Consider the following 21,023-nt stretch of genomic DNA (forward strand, 5'->3'; position numbering starts at 1 on the left):
ATCTACTCTGCCGCCTGCCTGAAGCCGTTTTTCGCCAGCGCCGAGCATTCCGCCATGACGGCGGAGGCCCGCGCGATCGGGTTGGTCAGATAGAAATCCGTGACCGGCGAGGTGAAAGTGCCCTTGTTCAGCCGCCCGCCGAGCTTCGCCACCCTGGCGATGTCGTCGGGGTTGCCTGAGACAACATGGTCGATGTGGGCGAGATGCGGATATTCGCCATAGAGCCTGGCGCGCAGTTGCTGCAGCGAATCGAATGGCAGTTTCTTGCCGAGCACATCGGACAATGCCCTCAGGATCGCCCAGTCCTCGCGCGCATCGCCCGGCGCGAAGCCGGCGCGGTTGGTCTGCTGCACGCGTCCCTCGGTGTTGACATAGGTGCCGGACTTTTCGGTGTAGGCGGCTCCCGGCAGGATGACATTGGCGCGGTGCGCACCGGCGTCGCCATGCGTTCCGACATAGACAACGAAGGCGCCGCCGGTCTTGGACATGTCGATCTCGTCGGCGCCGAGCAGGAACAGAACCTCGCTCTCCCCCAGCATGCCGGCAACGTTCTTGCCGCCCTTGCCAGGCACGAAGCCGACATCGAGACCGCCGACGCGCGCGGCCGCAGTGTGCAGCACGGCAAAGCCGTTCCAGTCGGCGCGGGCAGCGTTCACGGCCGTGGCGAGTTTCGCCGCCTGGCCGAGCACCGCCGCGCCGTCGGCACGCGATAGTGCGCCCTGGCCGACGATGATCAGCGGATGCGTCGCCTTCTTCAGCACCTGGAAGAACTTGCCGTTGCCATCGGCCAAGTCTTTCAGCGACTCCGGACCGGCGCCGAGCTGTTCATAGTCGTAACGCGTGTCGCCGACCTCGCCGATGACGCCGACCGGCAGATTGCCGATCCGCCAGCGCTTGCGGATGCGGGCATTGAGCACCGAGGCCTCGAAGCGCGGATTGCCGCCGATGATCAGCACCGCGTCGGCCTGCTCGATGCCCTCGATGGTGGGGTTGAAGATGTAGCTGGCGCGGCCGAGCGCGGGATCGAGTGCGGCGCCGTCCTGGCGGCAATCGGTGTTCTTCGAGCCCAACGCAGCCATAAGCTGCTTAAGCGCGTAGATTTCCTCGACGGCGGCAAGATCGCCCGCAATCGCGCCGATTTTCTCGGGCGCCGCATTCGACACCGCATCCCTGATCGCAACGAACGCTTCGGCCCAGCTGGCCGGCGCCAGCTTTCCGTCCTTGCGGACATAGGGGCGGTCGAGGCGCTGCGTGCGCAATCCGTCCCAGATGAAGCGGGTCTTGTCGGAAATCCACTCCTCGTTCACCGCTTCATTGACGCGCGGCAGGATGCGCATCACCTCGCGGCCACGGCTGTCGACGCGGATTGCCGAGCCGACGGCGTCCATGACGTCGATGGATTCTGTCTTGGTCAGCTCCCACGGCCGCGCCTGGAAGGCGAACGGCTTCGACGTCAGCGCGCCGACCGGGCAGAGGTCGATGACATTGCCCTGCAGCTCCGAGGTCATGGCGCTTTCGAGATAGGTGGTGATCTCGGCATCCTCGCCGCGGCCGATCAGGCCAAGCTCGGAAATGCCCGCAACTTCCGTGGTGAAGCGAACGCAGCGCGTGCAGTGGATGCAGCGGTTCATAACCGTCTTGACCAGTGGGCCGATATACTTGTCTTCGACCGCGCGCTTGTTCTCGTGATAGCGCGAGGAATCGACGCCGAAGGCCATCGCCTGGTCCTGCAGGTCGCATTCGCCGCCCTGGTCGCAGATCGGGCAATCCAGCGGATGGTTGATCAAAAGGAATTCCATCACGCCTTCGCGGGCCTTCTTGACCATCGGCGTGTTGGTGAAGATTTCAGGCGCCTCGCCATTCGGACCCGGACGCAGGTCGCGCACATTCATGGCGCAGGAGGCCTGCGGCTTCGGCGGCCCGCCCTTCACCTCGATCAGGCACATGCGGCAATTGCCGGCGATCGACAGCCGCTCATGGAAGCAGAAGCGCGGCACTTCCGCGCCGGCGTCCTCGGCCGCCTGCAGCAGCGTGTAGTGGTCGGGTACAGTGATCTCTTTCCCGTCGACCTTGAGCTTTGCCATCAATTGCCCCCGGCGGTCTGCGCCGTCTCATATGCCTGAAACAGATCGCTCAGCCTGATGCCATTGATCATCATGCCGGCGACTTCAGCGTTTTCTATCTTCAAATTGCTCATATTCACATTGCTGAAAAACGCGTCCGAGAGGTTCGCGTCGTCCACAACGGCCGCCGACAGGTCGACGTTGTGAAACTGCGTGTTCGACAAGTTCACATCGTCAAATCTGGAGTTGCTGACGATGGCATTGCGCACATCGAGAACATCGCTCCTGTCGTGGATCTCCATGCCTGCCACCCCTACTTCTTCGCCTTGGCGGCCAGCGTCAGCGCCGCGGCCTGGCGGGTCCACTCGTCGCGGCCGATTCGGCCGGTGAGCGACAGGTAGTCCTCGACCCAGGCGATCTCTTCCGGCGTCCACGCCGCGATCTGGGCAAAGGTCCAGATGCCGAGGCCGTTCAGCACTTTTTCCAGCTTCGGTCCAACGCCGGTGATCGCCTTGAGATCCGACGGCTTGGCCGGACGAGCCACGGCCTTGGGCTGTCTGAAATCCTCCGGCATCAATCCGATCGTCGCGCCTTCGGCGACGGCATCGGTCTTCTCCGGCTCGGCATCGACGGTGCGAGCGGCAATATCGGTCACATCCTGGGCAAAACTCTGCGCCTCGGCGATCAGGGTTCTGGTCGCCGCGCGCGCCTTGGTGGCCGGCGCGGTCTCGGAGAACTCTTGGGTGCGCTGCTCGAAATCGTCGATGATCGGCTGGAAAATCCGCTGCGATGCCTCGGCAGCACCCGACAAGGCGCCTAGCCACACGCCAAAGGCATGGTTGGCAAGGCCGAAGCCCAGCGCCGACATGGCGGCGGCACCCGCGACAGGATGCGCGAGAAGGTTGACGGCGCTGGCCATCTCCTTCGGCATCATCCTTGTCAAATCCTGGTTCATCTTCTCAAGCTGGTCCAAATTGGGCATCAAAGGGTTCGAATAGGGCGCCATAGACATCTCCTGGTCGTTTCTTCGTCAGCCCCGCCCCTATATTTCCGTCCGGGGCTTGCGCCCGATTTCAATCTACTCAGCAGCCACCATCACCGGTTCGGCCCGGTGCGCGTTGCGCGAAAACTCGTCGATGCGCCGCTCCACCTCGCCGCGGAAATGCCGCATCAGGCCCTGGATCGGCCATGCCGCGGCATCGCCCAGCGCGCAGATCGTATGACCCTCCACCTGTTTGGTGACGTCGAGCAGCATGTCGATCTCGCGCTTCTGCGCCTCGCCGCGCACCAGCCGCTCCATCACCCGCCACATCCAGCCGGTGCCTTCGCGGCATGGCGTGCACTGGCCGCAGCTCTCATGCTTGTAGAAATAGGAAAGCCTGGCGATCGCCTTCACGATATCGGTCGATTTGTCCATGACGATGACAGCCGCCGTGCCAAGGCCGGATTTCAGGTCGCGCAAAGCATCGAAATCCATCGGCGCATCGATGATCTGCTCGGCCGGCACCAGCGGCACCGAAGCGCCGCCCGGAATGACCGCCAGGAGATTGTCCCAGCCGCCGCGAATGCCGCCGCAATGGGTTTCGATCAGCTCGCGGAACGGGATCGACATCGCCTCTTCGACGGTGCACGGATTGTTGACGTGACCCGAGATGCAAAACAGCTTGGTGCCGACATTGTTGGGCCGGCCAAAGGACGAGAACCAGGCGGCGCCACGGCGCAAAATGGTCGGCGCGACCGCGATTGACTCGACATTGTTCACGGTAGTCGGACAACCGTACAAGCCGACATTGGCTGGGAATGGCGGCTTCAGCCGGGGCTGGCCCTTCTTGCCTTCGAGGCTTTCGAGAAGTGCTGTTTCCTCGCCACATATATAGGCGCCGGCGCCGTGATGCATGTAGATGTCGAAATCGTATCCGGACGTGTTGTTCTTGCCGATCAGCCTGGCCTCGTAGGCCTCGTCGATGGCGCGCTGCAGCGCCTCGCGCTCACGGATGAACTCGCCGCGCACATAGATGTAGGCGGCGACCGCGCCCATGGCGAAGCCGGCGATGAACGAGCCCTCGACCAGGGTGTGCGGATCGTTGCGCAGGATATCGCGGTCCTTGCACGTGCCGGGCTCGGACTCGTCGGCGTTGACAACGAGATAACTCGGCCTTCCATCGCTCTGCTTGGGCATGAACGACCATTTCAGCCCGGTCGGGAAGCCGGCGCCGCCACGGCCGCGCAGGCCGGACGCCTTCATCTCATTGACGATCCACTCTCGCCCCTTGGCGATGATGCCGGGCGTGTTGTCCCAGGCGCCGCGCGCCATCGCGCCGGCCAGTGACTTGTCGAAGAGCCCGTAGATGTTGTTGAAGATGCGGTCTTTGTCAGCCAGCATGACTTACCTCTTTCCCCGCAAGACGATCGAGACCCACACCAGCACGCCTATGCCGGTCGCGGCCATCGATTCCAGGGTATCCGAAAACGGCAATTCGACGAGGCGCCGAAGCCCCTCCAGAAGGATGTTGGCAGCAGCGATGCAGACAACGCCGATGACAATGCTGCGCAGCGACAGCAAAGATCCGGTGCTTTGCGCTTCAGCCATCAACGTGGCTCCTTGCCGAAGACGCGGATGTATTCGGCGACGCCGCCCTTGGCGAGCGCCTTGGCCTGCTTGCCCCAGTCGTCGCGCTCGATGCGGCCCTGGAAAGCGAGATATCCATCCACCCAGTCGCGCTCGGCCTTATTCCAGGATGCGACCTGTGTGAAGGTGAAGATGCCAAGCGAATGAAGGATGCCCTCGATCTTCGGGCCAATGCCCGAGATCAGCTTGAGATCGTCGACCGCAGCCGGCCTGTCGATTCCGGCCGGACGGTTCTTGTCCTCGAGCGACGGCTTTGCGGGTCTGGCTGTCGGCGCCTTGACGGTCGGGGCCACCGGGGCGTTGGCCGCTGGCGCCTTGAATTCCGGAGCGATGAAGGCAGCTGCCGGCGTGGAGGTGGTCTTCGGGCCATTACGCTGCTTGGCGACCTTCTCGACTTCAGGCGCCGCGGTGTTGGCGTTGGCGGCCGAATGCAGGGGCGCCGGGACGCTCGCCGCTTTTTCCGCCGCCGGTGCAACCTTGGCCCTGGAGGGCGACTTCAACGCCGAGCTGGTTTCCGGCGCATCGGTTTTCGGTTTGCCGGCGTTGGATGGCGCGACCGGGGCGGCCGCTGCAGGAGCGGCAGGAGCCGGAACAGGCGCCGCAATGATTGCGTCGGGCGCCGCGTGGGCAGCCTTGCTCGCCGCCCTGGCTTCCTTGTCGCGCGTTGCTTTGAGGATCGCCTTTTCGCTCTTCAGCGTCGTCAGGCCAGGCGCCGGCTCCGAGCCGGTTCTGCCGTTTTGCGGTCCCGTGGGAACCGAGGCGCCCTTGCCCGCATCGTAAAGATCGATGATTTCGGCCAGCCGCTCGGGGGTGAGATCCTCGAACGTATCCTTGAAGACCATCACCATCGGCGCGTTGACGCAGGCGCCGAGGCATTCGACTTCCTCCCACGACAGTGTGCCCTTGTCGTTGGTGTGGAATTGGTCGTGATGGATTTTCGAGCGGCACACATCCATCAGCGCTTCCGAGCCGCGCAGCATGCAGGGCGTGGTGCCGCAGACCTGGATATGTGCGCGCGTGCCGACCGGATTGAGCTGGTACTGCGTGTAGAAGGTCGCGACTTCGAGGCCGCGAATGCGCGGCATGCCGAGCATGTCCGAAATCGTCTCGATCGCCGCCTTGGTGACCCAGCCTTCCTGCTCCTGCGCAATCATCAGCAAGGGAATGATCGCCGACTGCTCGCGGCCCTTCGGATATTTCTTGATCCATTGCTTCGCAACCGCCGCATTCGCCCGGTTGAAGGCGAAGGAGGCTGGCTGGACGCTTGCTTCTGCGAGACGGCGGACTGACATTTAGCGATCGGGCCCCTGCTCTGCTACGAGAGCTATTGCGGTTTCACATTCTTTCTGATGAGAAAACGGAATGCGTTCGGCAGATCGAGCAACACTCGCAAATCGCTCTGCGGGCAACATGTATTGCCACAGCCCCAGAACAGTTTGCCTTACTTGAGGCGAGATCCATGCCATGACCGCATCAGCGTCGATGTCATCGTCGAACAAGTGCTCGTAAAAAGCGACACCAGCCGCATTCCAAATCTGTTTGTTCGGGTGAACGGCAGCCCATTGGGCGAACCCGTGCATTCTACCCAGCTTGTCGACGTCATTGTCGCGGTGGGCAAGGCGCGTCTTGGGTAGCAGGGTAAAAAAGAAGTCATAGATCGAACAGTGCTGAGTCGAGTTGTAAGAAGCCTCTGCGAACTCGACCGGCAGCATGGCTTTTGCCAATTCGCGCCACCGCGGTAGGGCAGCGTCGGCATTCCCTCGAACACCGACCTGAGAGCGCACTGTAGGATTGGCTGCCGCCATCACCGATCAACCTCCCCGAAGACGATATCGAGGGAACCCAGGACGGCAGTGACGTCGGCCAGCATGTGGCCGCGGCAGAGGAAATCCATGGCTTGCAGATGCGCGAAGCCGGGCGCGCGCAGCTTGCAGCGATAGGGCTTGTTGGTGCCGTCGGAGACGAGATAGACACCGAACTCGCCCTTCGGCGCCTCGACGGCAGCATAGACCTCGCCGGCCGGCACGCGATAGCCCTCGGTGTAGAGCTTGAAATGATGGATCAGCGCTTCCATCGAGCGCTTCATCGCCTGGCGCTTCGGCGGCACCACCTTGCCGTCGAGGTTCGACACCGGCCCGGTGCTCTCCTTGCCGAGCAGAAGGTCGACGCACTGGCGCATGATTTTCGCCGACTGGCGCATCTCTTCCATGCGCACGAGATAACGGTCGTAGCAGTCGCCGTTCTTGCCGATCGGGATGTCGAAATCCATCTCGGAATAGCATTCATAAGGCTGCGACTTGCGCAAATCCCAGGCCGCACCCGAGCCGCGCACCATGACGCCGGAAAAGCCCCAGGCCCAGGCGTCGGCAAGCGACACGATACCGATATCGACATTGCGTTGCTTGAAGATGCGGTTGCCGGTAAGCAGCCTGTCGAGGTCGTCAAGCGACTTCAGGAACGGGTCGATCCACTTGCCGATGTCCTCGACCAGCTTCGCCGGCAGATCCTGGTGCACGCCGCCGGGACGGAAATAGGCCGCATGCATGCGCGAACCGGAAGCGCGCTCATAAAACACCATCAGCTTTTCGCGTTCGACGAAACCCCACAGCGGCGGCGTCAGCGCGCCGATATCCAGCGCCTGCGTCGTCACATTGAGGATGTGCGACATGATGCGGCTGAGCTCGGAATAGAGCACGCGGATCAACTGGCCGCGCTTCGGCACTTCGATGCCGAGCAACCGCTCGGTGGCGAGCGCGAAGGCATGCTCCTGGTTCATCGGTGCGCAATAGTCGAGCCGGTCGAGATAGGGCACTGCCTGCAGATAGGTTTTGTGCTCGATCAGCTTTTCGGTGCCGCGATGCAGCAAGCCGATATGCGGATCGACGCGGTCGACCACCTCGCCGTCAAGCTCCAGCACAAGACGCAAAACACCGTGCGCCGCAGGGTGCTGCGGTCCGAAGTTGATGTTAAAGTTGCGGACGGAGGTTTCAGCCATTCTGGCGCCTCTGGCGAAGAGTCAGTAGTGAGTAGTGAGTAGTGATCATCAATCTCAATGCCTGCTTCATTCCGCCTGCTTGGCCTGCACCGTTCGGATAAGAGATCTCATCATTTTTCCAATCTCTTCGCATCGCAGCAGCAGCTCAATCTCATTGTCTTTTCGCAGCAGGCCAACCCGACATGCCAGCAGTATGTGTGTCTCCAGTTCCTTCAACGAGCCTTGCGCCATGCGCAAAAATTGAACGAACGACCCTCTGTTCTCCCGACCGTATCCCTCCGCGACGTTCGCTGCGACCGAAACCGCCGATCGGCGCATCTGAGAGGTCATGCCGTAAATCTCATCCCTCGGAAACTCTTTGGTGAAACGGTAGCAATCCTCAGCAAGCGTCATCGCCGATTGCCACACCTTCAAGTCGCGATAAGATTCGATCCGTTGCTCCAAATCTTTTGCTACTGACTACTCACTACTTCCTACTCACTGTTTCGCCTTCTCATCGCCCGGCAGGACGTAGTCCGTCCCTTCCCATGGCGAGAGAAAATCGAAGTTCCTGAATTCCTGCTTCAATTCCACCGGCTCGTAGATCACGCGCTTGGCTTCGTCGTCGTAGCGCACCTCGACGAAACCGGTCAGCGGGAAGTCCTTGCGCAGGGGATGGCCCTCGAAACCGTAGTCCGTGAGGATGCGGCGCAGGTCCGGATGGCCGGAGAACAGCACGCCATAGAGATCGTAGGCCTCGCGCTCATACCAGTCGGCGCCGGGATAGACAGCGGTGAGCGACGGCACCAGCGTCTCTTCGTCGGCCTGCACCTTGATGCGGATGCGCAAATTCTGCTTCGGCGAAAGCAAATGATAGACGACATCGAAACGCTTGACGCGCGACGGGTAGTCGGCGCCGCAGATATCGATGATCGAAATGAACTGGCAGCCCGAATTGTCACGCAGGAAGCTTGTCACCTCGATCAGATTGTCTGTAGCAACCGAGATCGTCAGTTCGCCATAGGCAAGCACCGCATCGGTGACGCGGCCCGGCAGCTTTTCGCCGAGATAGGTCGACAGTTCGCTCAGGGATGCGGCCATGGGTCTACCGTTCGATCGTGCCGGTGCGGCGGATCTTCTTCTGCAGGAGAAGAATGCCGTAGAGCAGCGCTTCGGCGCTCGGCGGGCAGCCGGGCACATAGATGTCGACCGGCACGATGCGGTCGCAGCCGCGCACCACCGAATAGGAATAGTGATAATAGCCGCCGCCATTGGCGCAGGAGCCCATCGAGATGACGTAGCGCGGCTCCGGCATCTGGTCGTAGACCTTGCGCAAAGCGGGGGCCATCTTGTTGGTCAGCGTTCCCGCCACGATCATTATGTCCGACTGGCGCGGCGACGCGCGAGGAGCCACGCCAAACCGCTCCGAATCATAGCGCGGCATCGAGGTGTGGATCATCTCGACGGCACAGCAGGCGAGACCGAAGGTCATGAACATCAGCGAGCCGCTGCGTGCCCAGGTGATCAGCGCCTCGGTCGAGGTGACCAGAAAACCCTTGTCGGCCAGTTCATTGTTGATCTCGAGGAAGAACGGATCGTCGGAACCGACCGGACGTCCGGTATTTGGGTCGATCAGGCCTTTGGGCTTCGGCGCGACGAGCGTTCCGGAACTGTCGTTCAATCCCATTCCAGCGCTCCTTTTTTCCACTCATAGGCAAAGCCGATGGTCAGCACCGCCAAAAACACCATCATCGACCAGAAACCGAGCATGCCGATCTTCGAGAACGACACCGCCCACGGAAACAGGAAGGCCACTTCCAGATCGAAGATGATGAACAGGATCGACACCAGGTAGAAGCGGATGTCGAATTTCATCCGGGCATCGTCGAACGAGTTGAACCCGCACTCGTAGGCGGAAAGCTTCTCCGGATCGGGATTGCGATAAGCCACCAGGAACGGCGCGATGATAAGCGCCAGGCCTACAACTGCGGCCACGGCGATGAAGAGGACGATGGGCAGGTATGAACTGAGGAGTACGTTCATGCTCGGCTTTCCGTTGGCGGCCAATCCACTTTGATTACAGCAACCAACCCTAATGCGGAAGCGCGACAGTTTAACCGCTGAACCGTTTTAGGTGCCTTTGCTGCAACGCGGCGAGGGTTAGCGCACGGCTTTCAGCGAAGCAAGTCAAACCTTGTTCAAAAGACAGTGCTGGACGGCAGGCCGGGAAAAACTGGTCCGATCTCCTCCTGTTTGATTTCCTTCATCTTTCACTCCACTTTTGTCTCCTGACACATCTCCCGCCATTTGCCTGCTAGCATGACCGGAATCGCCGGCTAAAGTCGGGAAAATGGTTCGAGGCAAGACACTTTGACGAAGGACAAAATCTCACTCCCCGCGGCCAGGCGCATCGCGCTCGCCGCGCAAGGATTTCTCGATCCCCGCCCGGTCGGCACGCCCGATCGCCGCCACCTCGCCCGCGTGCTGTCGCGCACCGGCTTGCTGCAGATCGATTCCGTCAGCGCGGTGGTGCGCGCCCACTATATGCCGCTCTATTCGCGGCTTGGCCCCTACCCGCTGGCTTTGCTCGACAATGCGGCCATCACCCGCAAACGCACGGTGTTCGAATACTGGGCGCATGAGGCCTCGTTCCTGCCGGTCGAGACCTACCCGCTGATGCGCTGGCGCATGCAGCGGGCCGAGCAAGGCGACGAAATGTATCTCGGCCTCGCCAAATGGGGCCGCGAGCACGCCGCCTATATCGAAGAGATCTACCGCGCGGTCGCCGAGCGCGGCCCGATTGCCGCTTCGGCACTGGAAGGCCAGAAAGGTTCGGGCGGCTGGTGGGGCTGGAGCCACGCCAAGCACGCCTTCGAATGGCTCTTCTGGGCCGGACGCATCACCACGGCGCACCGCCGTGGCTTCGAACGCTTCTATGACCTGCCCGAGCGCGTGCTGCCGCAGGCGATCCTCGACCTGCCGGTGCCGGCGGCCGAGGACGCGCACCGCGAATTGCTGCGCATTTCCGCCCGCGCCCACGGCATCGCGACGTCGGGTGACCTGCGCGACTATTTCCGCCTGTCGCCGGCCGATATGAAGGGCCGGCTGGAGGAACTGGTCGAGTTGGGCGAACTGCTGCCGGTGCGCGTCGAAGGCTGGGACAAACAGGCTTACCTCCACAAGGACGCCCGCCTGCCGCGCAAGATCGAGGCGCGTGCGCTGCTGGCGCCGTTCGACCCGGTCGTCTTCGAACGGTCGCGCTCGGAGCGCCTGTTCGATTTCCACTACCGCATCGAGATCTACACCCCGGCCGAAAAGCGCCAATACGGCTATTACGTCCTGCCCTTCCTGCTCGGCGACCGCATCGTGGGGCGCGTCGACCTCAGGGCCGACCGCCCGGCCAGCGTGCTTCGCGTCCACGCCGCCTACGCCGAGCCCGGCGCACCGCCGGAGACAGCTGCCCAGCTGCTCGAGGAATTGAAGCAGATGCAGGGCTGGCTTGGCCTTGAGCGCATCGAAGTGACGCCGGCCGGCAATTTGGGGAAGCCTTTGGCCGACATTGCCATGTCGTAGCCGTGCGTTGACACCGCTGCCTGCAAAAGCCTAAATCCGCTCCAGACGGTCCCCTGCCCGCAACGGCAAGGGCCAAGAGGGAATGCGGTGCGGGACGAAAAAATCCCAAATCCGCGGCTGTCCCCGCAACTGTAAGCGAAGAGCCAAGGCCGAAAGCCACTGGGTAACACCGGGAAGGCGGCTAACCAAGGCGATGACCCGCGAGCCAGGAGACCTGCCGTCTGAGACAAAGTATCCGATCGCCTGGCGGGTTTCCGGGCAAGGAGCACGGTTTTTGGACCAGAACAGCAGTTTTTCGGCTGGCACAGCGGATGTTTCGTCTGCCAATAGCGACGCGTTGGCTGGCGTGACCGTCATCGTCTGCGCCTCATGCCGCGATGAAACCGGCTCAGACGCTCACCCCCGCGCCGGCGAACTGCTGGCCGACGACACGCGCCTCGCCGCAGCCGATGACAACATCCGCGTCCGCACCGCCGAATGTCTCGGCAATTGCAAGCGCCGCCTCAGCGCCGCGATCCTGCGTGATGGCTGCTGGAGCTATGTCTTCGGCGATCTGGCCCCAACCAGCGGCGCCGATCTCGTCACCGGCGCAAAGCTCTTCGCGACTTCGACCGACGGTCTCATCCCGTGGCGCGGCCGGCCCGATAGCCTCAAGCGCGGCCTCGTTGCCCGCATCCCACCCCTCGATATGCTGAAGGACTGACGATGAACGTTTCAAACCCGACCGGCAATCTCTCCCGTGTTCCCTGCACCGTCGTCACCGGCTTTCTCGGCGCCGGCAAGACGACGCTGGTCCGCCATCTCCTGGAAAACCCCGGGGGCAAGCGCATTGCCATCATCGTCAACGAGTTCGGCGACATCGGCATCGACGGCGAGATTCTCAAAGGGTGCGGCATCGACACTTGCCCCGAGGAAAACATCGTCGAACTGGCCAATGGCTGCATCTGCTGTACAGTCGCCGACGATTTCGTGCCCGCCCTCGACAAGATCCTCGCGCTGACACCGAAGGTTGACCACATCCTGATCGAGACCTCGGGCCTGGCTCTGCCCAAGCCGCTGGTCCAGGCGTTCCAGTGGCCGAGCGTGAAGAGCCGGGTAACCGTCGACGGTGTCATCGCCGTGGTAGACGGCCCGGCGCTGGCCGAAGGCCGCGTCGCCAACGACATGGACGCTTTGCAGGCACAGCGCGCTCAGGACGAGACGCTCGACCATGACGATCCTGTCGAAGAAGTGTTCGAGGACCAGATCGCCTGCGCCGATTTGATCATCCTGTCGAAGAGCGATCTGATGGACGCCCCCGGTTCGGCCCGCGCCAACGCCATCATCAATGAACATTCCGCCCGCGCGGTAAAAATCGTGCCGACTGCGCATGGCAAGGTCGACCCGTCGGTGCTGCTTGGCCTCGGTCTCGCCGTCGAAGACGACATCGAGAACCGCAAGTCGCATCACGACGGCGCTTTCGATCATGAGCATGACGATTTCGACACCTTCATCGTCGACATCCCCTCGATCACCAATCCGGACGAACTGGCAAAGCGCGTCGCTGCCGCCGCCGAACAGGAAAACGTGCTTCGCGTGAAAGGCTTCGTCGAGGTCGGCGGCAAGCCGATGCGGCTTTTGCTGCAGGCCGTCGGCCCACGCGTCAACCATTACTATGATCGCGCCTGGACGGCCGAGGACGATCGCCGCTCGCGTCTCGTCGTCATTGGCCTGAAGGGGCTGAACCGTCCGGCGATCGAGCGTATACTCGCCGGTTGATCTCAGGCACGAGCCGCGATGCACATACTCACCACGACCTCCGCCTCGCTCGACGATCTCGCCGAGCCGGTTGATCTCCGGCAGACGCCGGCGGATATCGTGGCGCTGTCCTTCACCGACAGCGACCTCGCCGGCCTCGCGGCGGCCTGGAAGGCCGATGCCGCCCGCCTGCCGTCGATGCGGCTGGCGGCGTTGCGCGACCTGCGTCATCCCATGTCCGTGGACCTCTGGATCGACAGCGTCGCCCGCCAGGCCAAGGTGATCTTGGTGCGCATCCTCGGCGGCTATGACTGGTGGCGCTATGGCTGCGACCAACTCGCGGTGACTGCTCGCGAACGTGGCATCAAGCTGGCGCTGCTGCCTGGTGAAAGCCATGACGAGGACCTCAGGCTGATCGAAGCCTCGACGCTGCCGCGCGAGGAGCAGGACGGCCTGCTGGGCTATTTCCGCGAGGGCGGGCCGGAGAATATGGCAGCGCTGATGCAGCGGCTGGCGGGGTTGGCTGGGCAGGATGCGGCGGCGGCTGAGCCGGTCAGCGTGCCGAAAGCTGGCTACTACGAGCCAGGCTGCGGCGTCGTAGGCAAGTTGGATTTTGCCGATGTCGGCGTTCCTTCACACCCCCCTCTGTCCTGCCGGACATCTCCCCCGCAAGGGGGGAGATCAGCCGGCGCGGACCTCGGCACTTTTTCTGCCCAGCCGATAATAGATTCCTCTGCAACATCCCCGATCGGCGAAAGCGTCGATGACAGCGCAATCTCCCCCCTTGCGGGGGAGATGTCCGGCAGGACAGAGGGGGGTGGGCGGGAACTCGGCGCAGACAACATCAACCCTCCCATCATCCCCATCCTCTTCTACCGCTCGATGCTGCTGGCCGCCGATGTCGCGCCAATCGATGCCCTCTTTGATGCACTCCGCCAGCGCGGCATGAGACCGATCCCGATCTTCGTCTCCAGCCTCAAAGACCCGACCTCCCTGGCCTTCGTCGAAACTGCTCTGGCCGCGCTCAACCCCGCCGCCATCATCACCGCGACCGCCTTCGCTTCCGGCGCCGAACCGGGCGTCGAAACCTTGTTCGACCGCGCCGGCGTGCCTGTCTTCCAGGTCATCGTCGCCACCACCCGCCGCGACGTCTGGGACAACAACCAGCGCGGCCTGGCGCCCGCCGACCTCGCCATGCATGTCGTGCTGCCCGAACTCGACGGCCGCATCCTCGCCGGCGCGATTTCCTTCAAGGGCGAGAGCGAGACCGACCCGGCGCTCGGCCACCGCGCCTTCGCCAACCGCCCGGAACCGGATCGCGTGGCGCAAGTGGCGGACAGGCTAGCGGCGTTCACACGGTTGCAGCAGACGCCCCGCGCGACGCGTAAGTTGGCGATCCTCATTCCGGACTATCCGAGCGCGCCCGGCCGCACTGGCTATGCAGTGGGCCTGGATGTGCCGTCCAGCGTGCTGGCCATGCTGCATGACCTGAAGGAGCAGGGCTATCGCGTTGACGGGATTCCAGAAACGCCGCGTGCGTTGCTGGACGCGTTGGAGCGGAGCGATGGTGGGCTGGGGCTGGATGAGTATCTGGACTTCTCAAAGGATTTGCCGGCTGAGGCACTGGCTGCAGTCGAGGCGGCATGGGGTGCTCCTTCACCCTCCCCCTTGTGGGGAGGGTNCGGGGTGGGGGTAGCGGTGCACCACCCCCACCCGGCCCTGCGGGCCACCCTCCCCACAAGGGGGAGGGTAAGAGCGGCTTCCCCTTCCGCGCCGCCACCTTCGGCAACATCACTGTCGCTCTCGCCCCCGACCGTGGCCGCTCGGCCGACCGGCGCGCCGATTACCACGACCCGACGCTGCCGCCGCGCCACGATCTGCTGGCCTTCGGCCTGTGGCTGCGCAAATCGCTCCGCATCCATGCTCTCATCCATGTCGGCGCCCATGGCACGCTGGAATGGCTGCCCGGCAAGACGGTTGCGCTCTCACAAAACTGCTTCCCCGAGATCGCCACCGGCTCGCTGCCCGTCATCTATCCCTTCATCGTCTCCAATCCCGGCGAGGCGGCGCAAGCCAAGCGGCGCATAGCAGCCGTCACGCTTGGCCATCTGCCGCCACCACTGGCAGCTGCTGGCCTTGATGAAGAGCAGCACAAGCTCGAGCGCCTCGTCGACGAATACGCCCAGGCCGACGGCCTCGACCGCCGCCGGCGCGATCGTCTGGCCAAGCTGATCGTCGACACCGCGCAGAAGACCGGCCTCGCCTCCGAAGCCGGCGTCGCCAAAACCGACGCGCCCGACGAGGCGCTGCGCCGCATCGACGCCTGGCTCTGCGACCTCAAGGATTTCGCCATCAAGGACGGCCTGCACATCTATGGCCGCGCTCCCGACGACGAGCCCGACGCCATGCGCCGGCAAAGTGCCGAAGCCGAGAAGGCTTCGCTGCTGGCAGCCCTCGACGGCCGCCACGTCAAGGCCGGCCCGGCCGGCGCGCCGGCGCGCGGCCGCTCCGATGTGCTGCCCACCGGCCGCAACCTGTTCACCTCCGACCCGCGCACCATGCCGACGCCGACCGCCTACGATCTGGGAAAGGCGGCGGCAGAAGAAGTCGTGCGCGGCTATATGCAGTCGCATGGCGACTGGCCGCGCTCGCTGGTCATCGACCTCTGGGGCTCGGCCTCGCTGCGCACCGGCGGCGAGGAGATCGCGCAAGGCCTGGCGCTGATGGGCTGCCGGCCGCAATGGGACAGTGCCACCGGCCGCATCACCGGCATCGAAGTGCTGCCGCCGGCCACGCTCGGTCGCCCGCGCGTCGATGTCACCTGGCGCATTTCGGGCCTGTTCCGCGACATGTTCCCGACCCAGATCGCGCTGATCGACGCCGCTGCCAACGCCGTTGCCGCGCGCGACGAGGACGATTCGGAAAACCCGCTCGCCGCCAGAACCCGTGCCGATGGCAAGATCGGCCCGCGCATCTTCGGCACCTCGCCCGGCACCTATGGCGCCGGCGTCGAGGACCTGTTGTCGAGTGGCGACTGGGCCGCGCGCGAAGAAATCGGCCGCGCCTATCTCGATGCGACATCGCATGCCTATGGCGGCGCCGAGGGCGAAGGCATCGCCTCCCCCGGCGCTTTCGAGACCCGCATCGCCGAGGCCGATCTGCTGGTCCACACCGGCGACGATCCCGGCCGCGACATTCTCGAGGGCTCCGCCGACGTCGCCTTCATCGGCGGCTTTTCGGCCGCCCTTGCGGCATTGGGCCGAAATGCCGACGTCATCGTGCTCGACACCACCGACCCGCAAAAGCCGCAGCCGCGCTCGGTCGGCGAGGCTGTGTCGCGGGTTGTGCGGGCGCGAGCCGTCAATGCGCGTTTCATCGCCGGCCAGATGCGGCACGGCCCACGCGGCGCCTCGGAATTCGCCGAGACCGTCGACCGTCTCATCGGTTTCGCCGAAACCACCCACGCCATTTCAGGCGCGCTGATCGAGGCTGTACATGACGCCTATGTCGGCGACGCCAACGTTCGCGCTTTCATCCTGCGCGAAAACCCGGCCGCAGCCAAAGTCATCGCAGAACGCTTCCTGTCGGCACGGCGGCGCGGTCTCTGGCATCCCCTGCGCAACTCGATAGACGATGATCTCGCGGCCCTCATCGCCGAGGCCGAGTGGCTCGGGGTCGCGGCATGAACGCCTTCTCGCGCCGCGGCGCCTGTCCGGCTCTCTCGGCGCCGATGCAGACCGGCGATGGCCTGCTGGTGCGGCTCAACCCGGTTGCTGGAGGGCTTTCCCCCAAGTCGCTGATCGGACTCTGCGAATCCGCCTTGAAGCGCGGCAACGGCATCATGGAAGTGACCGCACGAGGCAGCCTGCAGATACGCGGCCTGACGGCGGAAAGTGCGGTGCTGTTGGCGGCGGAGGTCGATGCACTGGGGATTGCAGTGCGTACCGGCGTGCCGGTCGAGACCGGGCCGCTGGCTGGCATCGATCCGCGGGAGATTGCCGATCCGCGATCTTTGGCTGAGCGGGTCAGGGCTGCGGTCGAGGAAGCTGGGCTGACGCCAAGGCTCGGGCCGAAGGTTTCGGTGGTTGTCGATGGCGGCGGGCAGTTGACGATGGATGGGGTGACGGCCGATGTCAGGCTGAAGGCGGTGCGATTCAGCGCTAGCGTTCTGTGGGCTTTGTCTGTTGCCGGCGATGGCCAAAGCGCGAGGCCGCTTGCGACGGCCGATGAGGATGCAGCGCGCGATATTGCGGTTGCTGTGCTCAGGATGACCGCGGAGAAAGGCCGGGAGGCACATGCGAGGGATTTGCCGGAGAGGCAGCTAGCGTCTCTCGCAGGTTGGCATTCCTTCGCGCCCCCCTCTGTCCTGCCGGACATCTCCCCCACAAGGGGGGAGATCAGCAGCTTCGCTGTCAGCTCTTCGCCTTCGACGTTGAAAACTGGCGAAACCGGCGGCGACAGCACAATCTCCCCCCAAGTGGGGGAGATGTCCGGCAGGACAGAGGGGGGCGCCGTAGAGCGCTCTCGCTCGCCGATTGGCCGCTTCGACTTGAACACCGGCCACGCCCTCGGCATCGGCCTGCCCTTCGGCAGCATGCCAGCGCAAAACCTTATCGACCTTGCCAGCCGAGCGTCGAACCTCGGCACCGCCGAAATCCGCCTCGCCCCCGGCCGCGCCTTGCTGTTCCTCGGCCAACCACCAGCCGCGAACCCCCTCCTCCAAACCACCGCCGCCGCCCTCGGCTTCGTCACCACCGCCGCCGACCCGCGCACCCGCATCGCCGCCTGCCCCGGCACCCCTGCGTGTGCCTCCGGCCGCATCGCCACGCGCGACATCGCCGAGACAATCGCCGCCGAAAACGCTGATATCCTCGACTTCACACTGCACATTTCCGGCTGCGCCAAGGGCTGCGCTCACCCCGGCTCTGCCGCGCTAACAATCGTCGGCGGCGAAAACGGAGCCGGACTTGTCGTGAACGCGACGGCAAAGGCCCTTCCTGCGGGCTACAGGCCGGGCTATGACGCCGCACGCGGCGTCAGCAGCGTCGCGGCGATGGTCCGCAGCGCACGATTTCAGGGCGAAACCGCCGCCGCTTGCCTGACAAGGCTCGGGCCGGCGGCAATCGCCGAAAGCTACCGACAGGAATAAGCATGGCCGCCTACGATTACATCCATGACGGCAACGCCATCTATGAGCGCTCTTTTGCCATCATCCGCGCCGAGGCCGATTTGTCCCGCTTTTCCGAGGCCGAGGCCGACGTTGCCATCCGCATGATCCATGCCTGCGGCCAGGTCGAAGCATCAAGTCATTTTGTTTTCTCCAGCGATTTCGTCGCCGCCGCCCGCAGCGCCTTGACGGCCGGCGCACCGATCTTCTGCGACGCCGAAATGGTCTCGCATGGCGTCACCCGCGCCCGGTTGCCGGCCGGCAACGAGGTGATCTGCACCTTGCGCGACCCGCGCACGCACGACATCGCCAAGCAGATCGGCAACACCCGCTCGGCCGCGGCAATCGATCTGTGGGGCGAGCGTATGGCCGGTTCGGTGGTCGCCATCGGCAATGCGCCGACGGCACTGTTCTATCTCCTGGAAAAATTGCGCGACGGCGCGCCGAAGCCGGCAGCCATCATCGGCATGCCGGTCGGCTTCGTCGGTGCCGCCGAATCCAAGGATGCGCTGGCCGAAAACTCCTATGGAGTGCCCTACGCCATCGTGCGCGGCAGGCTTGGCGGCAGCGCCATGACCGCAGCCGCGCTCAATTCGCTGGCGAGGCCCGGCCTGTGAACGCAGCTGTCAAAGAAGATCTGGCAAAAGGCCGCCTCGTCGGCGTCGGCACGGGGCCTGGCGACCCCGAGCTGCTGACGCTGAAGGCCGCGCGCGTTCTGGCCGAGGCCGATGTCGTCGCCTACTTCGCCAAGCGCGGCAACAACAGCAATGCGCGCGCCATCGTCGAGGCGCGCTTCCGGCCGGATATGCTGGAACTGCCGCTGCTCTACCCCGTCACCACCGAGATCGACAAGGATCACGACGACTACCGTTCGCAGATCACCGATTTCTACGAGGAGTCGGCCGAGAAGGTCGCCGACCACCTCGAAGCCGGCCGGATGGTCGCCGTGCTCTCCGAAGGCGACCCGCTGTTCTACGGCTCCTACATGCACCTGCATGTCCGGCTGGCACACCGCTTCCCGACCGAAGTCATCCCCGGCGTCACCGCCATGTCGGGCTGCTGGTCGCAGACCGGCGTGCCGATCGTCCAGGGCGACGATGTGCTGACGGTTTTGCCCGGCACGATGAGCGAGTTCGAGCTGACGCGCCGTCTCGCCGACACCGACGCCGCCGTCATCATGAAGGTCGGCCGCAACCTGCCCAAGATCAGGCGGGCGCTGGAGGCCACCGGCAAGATCGCCCGCGCCGTCTATGTCGAGCGCGGCACCATGGCCGGTAGCATCTCGATGAAGCTTGCCGACAAGCCGGACGACAAGGCCCCCTATTTCGCCATCGTGCTGGTCGCCGGCTGGTCCGGCCGGCCTGGCGTTATGGGAGCCAAGCCATGAGCGGCCGCCTCACCGTCATCGGCCTTGGGCCCGGCAATGCCGATCAGGTGACGCCGGAGGCGAGCCGGGCCGTGGCGCAGGCAAAATTCTTCTATGGCTACAAACCTTATCTCGACCGGCTTGATCTTCGCACCGACCAAACCCGCGTCGCCTCGGACAATCGCGAGGAACTCGCCCGCTCCAAGGACGCGCTGGTCAAGGCCGCCGAGGGCCATGACGTCGCCGTCGTTTCCGGCGGCGATCCCGGCGTCTTTGCCATGGCCGCCGCGGTCTGTGAGGCGATCGAGGCCGGTCCGGCCGAGTGGCGCGCGGTCGATGTCGCCGTCGTGCCGGGCATCACTGCGATGCTGGCTGTCGCCGCCCGCATCGGCGCCCCGCTCGGCCATGATTTCTGCGCCATCTCGCTATCCGACAATCTGAAGCCGTGGGAGCTGATCGAACTGCGCCTGCTCGCTGCCGCCGGCGCCGGCTTCGTCATCGCGCTCTACAATCCGATCAGCAAGGCGCGCCCCTGGCAGCTCGGCCGTGCCTTCGAATGCCTGCGCGCCATCCTGCCCGGCACCACGCCGGTCATCTTCGGCCGCGCCGCCGGCCGCCCGGACGAGCGCATCGAGGTTTTTCTGTTGGCCGATGTCGAGGCGGAAAGGGCCGACATGGCGACCTGCATCATCATCGGCTCGCCGGAGACACGGATCATCAAGCGCGGTGACAAACCGGCGCTGGTCTACACACCGCGTTCCGCGACGGGGTCGAGACCATGATCGATCATCGCGGCCAATGCTTCGACAGTTTCGGCCGACGGCACCTCCGGCAGGATGGGCCTGCGCACCATCACCACCTCGATACCGAGCGCCCGCGCCGCCGCGATCTTGCCGTAGGTGGCCTCGCCGCCGCTGTTCTTGGATACGACGACATCGATGCGGTGCTCCTCGAGCAGCGCGCGTTCATCCGCCTCGCGAAACGGCCCACGCGCCAGCAGGTAGGTCGCATCCGGCACCGCCAGTTTCGGCTCGACCGGATCGACGCTGCGGACAAGGTAATGATGCTGCGGCGCCGCCTCGAAAGCCGCGACCTCCTGCCGGCCGAGCGCAAGGAAGGCACGGCGCGGCGGCGATCCAAGCGCGTGCACCGCATCGCCTGTCGTATCGACCTGCGTCCAGCGGTCGCCGTCGACAGGCTTCCAGCCGGGACGGCGCAGCGCCAGGATCGGCACACCGGTCAGGCGCGAGGCTTGCGCCGCATTGGCGGATATCTGCGCCGCATAGGGATGCGTCGCGTCGATCAGCAGGTCGATGCCCGCCTCCCTGAGATAGGCGGCCAGCCCGTCGGCGCCGCCAAATCCGCCGCTGCGCACCGGCACGCCTTGCGCGACCGGGCTTTCGGTACGGCCGGCCAGCGACAGAGTGACAGACAGATCGCTCCGCGCGGCCAGCTTTCCCGCCAAGTGCCGGGCTTCGCTGGTGCCGCCAAGGATCAGAATGCGGTGGGTCATC

20 protein-coding genes, 1 pseudogene and 1 riboswitch are annotated in these 21,023 nt (G+C 64.4%); of the genes and pseudogenes, 8 read left to right on the plus strand and 13 right to left on the minus strand.

Annotated elements, in window-relative coordinates; translation table 11 throughout:
- Positions 1 to 2: 2 nt before the first annotated feature.
- The 12 genes from nuoG to X757_RS138545 form a co-directional block, all read right to left on the minus strand.
- Complete coding sequence (gene nuoG / locus X757_RS138595) at positions 3 to 2,084, minus strand: NADH-quinone oxidoreductase subunit NuoG (RefSeq protein ID WP_023727694.1); 2,082 nt, start codon at positions 2,082 to 2,084, stop codon at positions 3 to 5.
- The gene (locus X757_RS138590) at positions 2,084 to 2,365 is read right to left on the minus strand and encodes a pentapeptide repeat-containing protein (protein ID WP_023690954.1); all 282 of its coding nucleotides are present in this window, start codon (positions 2,363 to 2,365) and stop codon (positions 2,084 to 2,086) included. The genes nuoG and X757_RS138590 overlap by 1 nt, the downstream gene beginning before the upstream one ends.
- Positions 2,366 to 2,376: 11 nt before the next feature.
- The gene (locus tag X757_RS138585) at positions 2,377 to 3,069 is read right to left on the minus strand and encodes an NADH-ubiquinone dehydrogenase subunit (RefSeq protein ID WP_023690305.1); all 693 of its coding nucleotides are present in this window, start codon (positions 3,067 to 3,069) and stop codon (positions 2,377 to 2,379) included.
- A gap of 72 nt (positions 3,070 to 3,141) precedes the next feature.
- Positions 3,142 to 4,446: an NADH-quinone oxidoreductase subunit NuoF gene (gene nuoF / locus X757_RS138580; protein ID WP_023670819.1), complete on the minus strand. Its 1,305-nt coding sequence runs from the start codon at positions 4,444 to 4,446 to the stop codon at positions 3,142 to 3,144.
- A gap of 3 nt (positions 4,447 to 4,449) precedes the next feature.
- The gene (locus tag X757_RS138575; RefSeq protein WP_023670820.1) at positions 4,450 to 4,653 is read right to left on the minus strand and encodes a hypothetical protein; all 204 of its coding nucleotides are present in this window, start codon (positions 4,651 to 4,653) and stop codon (positions 4,450 to 4,452) included.
- On the minus strand, positions 4,653 to 5,984 hold the full coding sequence (locus X757_RS138570; RefSeq protein ID WP_023670821.1) for an NADH-quinone oxidoreductase subunit E: 1,332 nt from the start codon (positions 5,982 to 5,984) through the stop codon (positions 4,653 to 4,655). The genes X757_RS138575 and X757_RS138570 overlap by 1 nt, the downstream gene beginning before the upstream one ends.
- A complete protein-coding gene (locus X757_RS1000000165910) occupies positions 5,985 to 6,497 on the minus strand; it encodes a hypothetical protein (protein WP_023700376.1) in 513 nt (170 codons plus the stop codon). It lies immediately after the preceding gene.
- Positions 6,497 to 7,687 carry an NADH-quinone oxidoreductase subunit D gene (locus tag X757_RS138565; RefSeq protein WP_023685196.1) on the minus strand — a complete coding sequence of 397 codons (1,191 nt, stop codon included), beginning with the start codon at positions 7,685 to 7,687 and terminating at the stop codon, positions 6,497 to 6,499. The genes X757_RS1000000165910 and X757_RS138565 overlap by 1 nt, the downstream gene beginning before the upstream one ends.
- A 66-nt stretch (positions 7,688 to 7,753) precedes the next feature.
- Positions 7,754 to 8,131 carry a four helix bundle protein gene (locus X757_RS138560; protein WP_031193090.1) on the minus strand — a complete coding sequence of 126 codons (378 nt, stop codon included), beginning with the start codon at positions 8,129 to 8,131 and terminating at the stop codon, positions 7,754 to 7,756.
- A gap of 33 nt (positions 8,132 to 8,164) precedes the next feature.
- Positions 8,165 to 8,767, minus strand: a complete 603-nt coding sequence (locus X757_RS138555; RefSeq protein WP_023685194.1) for an NADH-quinone oxidoreductase subunit C — start codon at positions 8,765 to 8,767, stop codon at positions 8,165 to 8,167.
- A 4-nt stretch (positions 8,768 to 8,771) separates the two neighbouring features.
- Positions 8,772 to 9,353, minus strand: coding sequence for an NADH-quinone oxidoreductase subunit B family protein (locus X757_RS138550; RefSeq protein ID WP_023670824.1), 582 nt, complete (start codon positions 9,351 to 9,353; stop codon positions 8,772 to 8,774).
- Positions 9,344 to 9,709, minus strand: a complete 366-nt coding sequence (locus tag X757_RS138545) for an NADH-quinone oxidoreductase subunit A (protein WP_023670825.1) — start codon at positions 9,707 to 9,709, stop codon at positions 9,344 to 9,346. The genes X757_RS138550 and X757_RS138545 overlap by 10 nt, the downstream gene beginning before the upstream one ends.
- A gap of 327 nt (positions 9,710 to 10,036) precedes the next feature.
- Between X757_RS138545 and X757_RS138540 the strand changes: the two genes are divergently transcribed.
- From X757_RS138540 to X757_RS138510, 8 genes and pseudogenes are all read left to right on the plus strand, one after another.
- Complete coding sequence (locus X757_RS138540; RefSeq protein WP_023727695.1) at positions 10,037 to 11,239, plus strand: winged helix-turn-helix domain-containing protein; 1,203 nt, start codon at positions 10,037 to 10,039, stop codon at positions 11,237 to 11,239.
- Positions 11,240 to 11,268: 29 nt separating this feature from the next.
- Positions 11,269 to 11,476: riboswitch (cobalamin riboswitch) on the plus strand.
- Positions 11,477 to 11,513: 37 nt separating this feature from the next.
- Positions 11,514 to 11,942 (plus strand): DUF1636 family protein, encoded by a 429-nt coding sequence (locus X757_RS138535; RefSeq protein ID WP_023727696.1) that lies wholly within the window; start codon positions 11,514 to 11,516, stop codon positions 11,940 to 11,942.
- A gap of 2 nt (positions 11,943 to 11,944) precedes the next feature.
- Entirely contained in the window at positions 11,945 to 12,997 is a 1,053-nt protein-coding gene (gene cobW / locus X757_RS138530) for a cobalamin biosynthesis protein CobW (RefSeq protein WP_023727697.1), read from the plus strand.
- Positions 12,998 to 13,015: 18 nt separating this feature from the next.
- Positions 13,016 to 16,662, plus strand: a pseudogene (gene cobN, locus X757_RS1000000168695) (cobaltochelatase subunit CobN).
- A complete protein-coding gene (cobG, locus tag X757_RS138525; protein ID WP_023727698.1) occupies positions 16,659 to 18,125 on the plus strand; it encodes a precorrin-3B synthase in 1,467 nt (488 codons plus the stop codon). Before cobN ends, cobG begins: the two are co-directional and overlap by 4 nt.
- 2 nt (positions 18,126 to 18,127) lie before the next feature.
- Complete coding sequence (locus X757_RS138520) at positions 18,128 to 18,760, plus strand: precorrin-8X methylmutase (RefSeq protein ID WP_023727699.1); 633 nt, start codon at positions 18,128 to 18,130, stop codon at positions 18,758 to 18,760.
- A complete protein-coding gene (locus X757_RS138515) occupies positions 18,757 to 19,530 on the plus strand; it encodes a precorrin-2 C(20)-methyltransferase (RefSeq protein WP_031251632.1) in 774 nt (257 codons plus the stop codon). Before X757_RS138520 ends, X757_RS138515 begins: the two co-directional genes overlap by 4 nt.
- Positions 19,527 to 20,291 carry a precorrin-3B C(17)-methyltransferase gene (locus tag X757_RS138510; RefSeq protein WP_023727701.1) on the plus strand — a complete coding sequence of 255 codons (765 nt, stop codon included), beginning with the start codon at positions 19,527 to 19,529 and terminating at the stop codon, positions 20,289 to 20,291. The genes X757_RS138515 and X757_RS138510 overlap by 4 nt, the downstream gene beginning before the upstream one ends.
- Here X757_RS138510 and X757_RS138505 read toward each other — a convergent pair.
- Positions 20,255 to 21,022, minus strand: coding sequence for a cobalt-precorrin-6A reductase (locus X757_RS138505; protein ID WP_023727702.1), 768 nt, complete (start codon positions 21,020 to 21,022; stop codon positions 20,255 to 20,257). The genes X757_RS138510 and X757_RS138505 overlap by 37 nt on opposite strands.
- Between the last annotated feature and the right edge of the window lies 1 nt (position 21,023).

Origin of the sequence: Mesorhizobium sp. LSHC412B00 (assembly GCF_000503035.1) — a bacterium.
GTDB lineage: Bacteria > Pseudomonadota > Alphaproteobacteria > Rhizobiales > Rhizobiaceae > Mesorhizobium.

Coding starts and splice junctions, on each gene's coding strand:
- nuoG (WP_023727694.1), bottom strand. CDS start 2,084: ATGGCAAAGCTCAAGGTCGACGGGAAAGAGATCACTGTACCCGACCAC.
- X757_RS138590 (WP_023690954.1), bottom strand. CDS start 2,365: ATGGAGATCCACGACAGGAGCGATGTTCTCGATGTGCGCAATGCCATC.
- X757_RS138585 (WP_023690305.1), bottom strand. CDS start 3,069: ATGGCGCCCTATTCGAACCCTTTGATGCCCAATTTGGACCAGCTTGAG.
- nuoF (WP_023670819.1), bottom strand. CDS start 4,446: ATGCTGGCTGACAAAGACCGCATCTTCAACAACATCTACGGGCTCTTC.
- X757_RS138575 (WP_023670820.1), bottom strand. CDS start 4,653: ATGGCTGAAGCGCAAAGCACCGGATCTTTGCTGTCGCTGCGCAGCATT.
- X757_RS138570 (WP_023670821.1), bottom strand. CDS start 5,984: ATGTCAGTCCGCCGTCTCGCAGAAGCAAGCGTCCAGCCAGCCTCCTTC.
- X757_RS1000000165910 (WP_023700376.1), bottom strand. CDS start 6,497: ATGGCGGCAGCCAATCCTACAGTGCGCTCTCAGGTCGGTGTTCGAGGG.
- X757_RS138565 (WP_023685196.1), bottom strand. CDS start 7,687: ATGGCTGAAACCTCCGTCCGCAACTTTAACATCAACTTCGGACCGCAG.
- X757_RS138555 (WP_023685194.1), bottom strand. CDS start 8,767: ATGGCCGCATCCCTGAGCGAACTGTCGACCTATCTCGGCGAAAAGCTG.
- X757_RS138550 (WP_023670824.1), bottom strand. CDS start 9,353: ATGGGATTGAACGACAGTTCCGGAACGCTCGTCGCGCCGAAGCCCAAA.
- X757_RS138545 (WP_023670825.1), bottom strand. CDS start 9,709: ATGAACGTACTCCTCAGTTCATACCTGCCCATCGTCCTCTTCATCGCC.
- cobW (WP_023727697.1), top strand. CDS start 11,945: ATGAACGTTTCAAACCCGACCGGCAATCTCTCCCGTGTTCCCTGCACC.
- cobG (WP_023727698.1), top strand. CDS start 16,659: ATGAACGCCTTCTCGCGCCGCGGCGCCTGTCCGGCTCTCTCGGCGCCG.
- X757_RS138520 (WP_023727699.1), top strand. CDS start 18,128: ATGGCCGCCTACGATTACATCCATGACGGCAACGCCATCTATGAGCGC.
- X757_RS138510 (WP_023727701.1), top strand. CDS start 19,527: ATGAGCGGCCGCCTCACCGTCATCGGCCTTGGGCCCGGCAATGCCGAT.
- X757_RS138505 (WP_023727702.1), bottom strand. CDS start 21,022: ATGACCCACCGCATTCTGATCCTTGGCGGCACCAGCGAAGCCCGGCAC.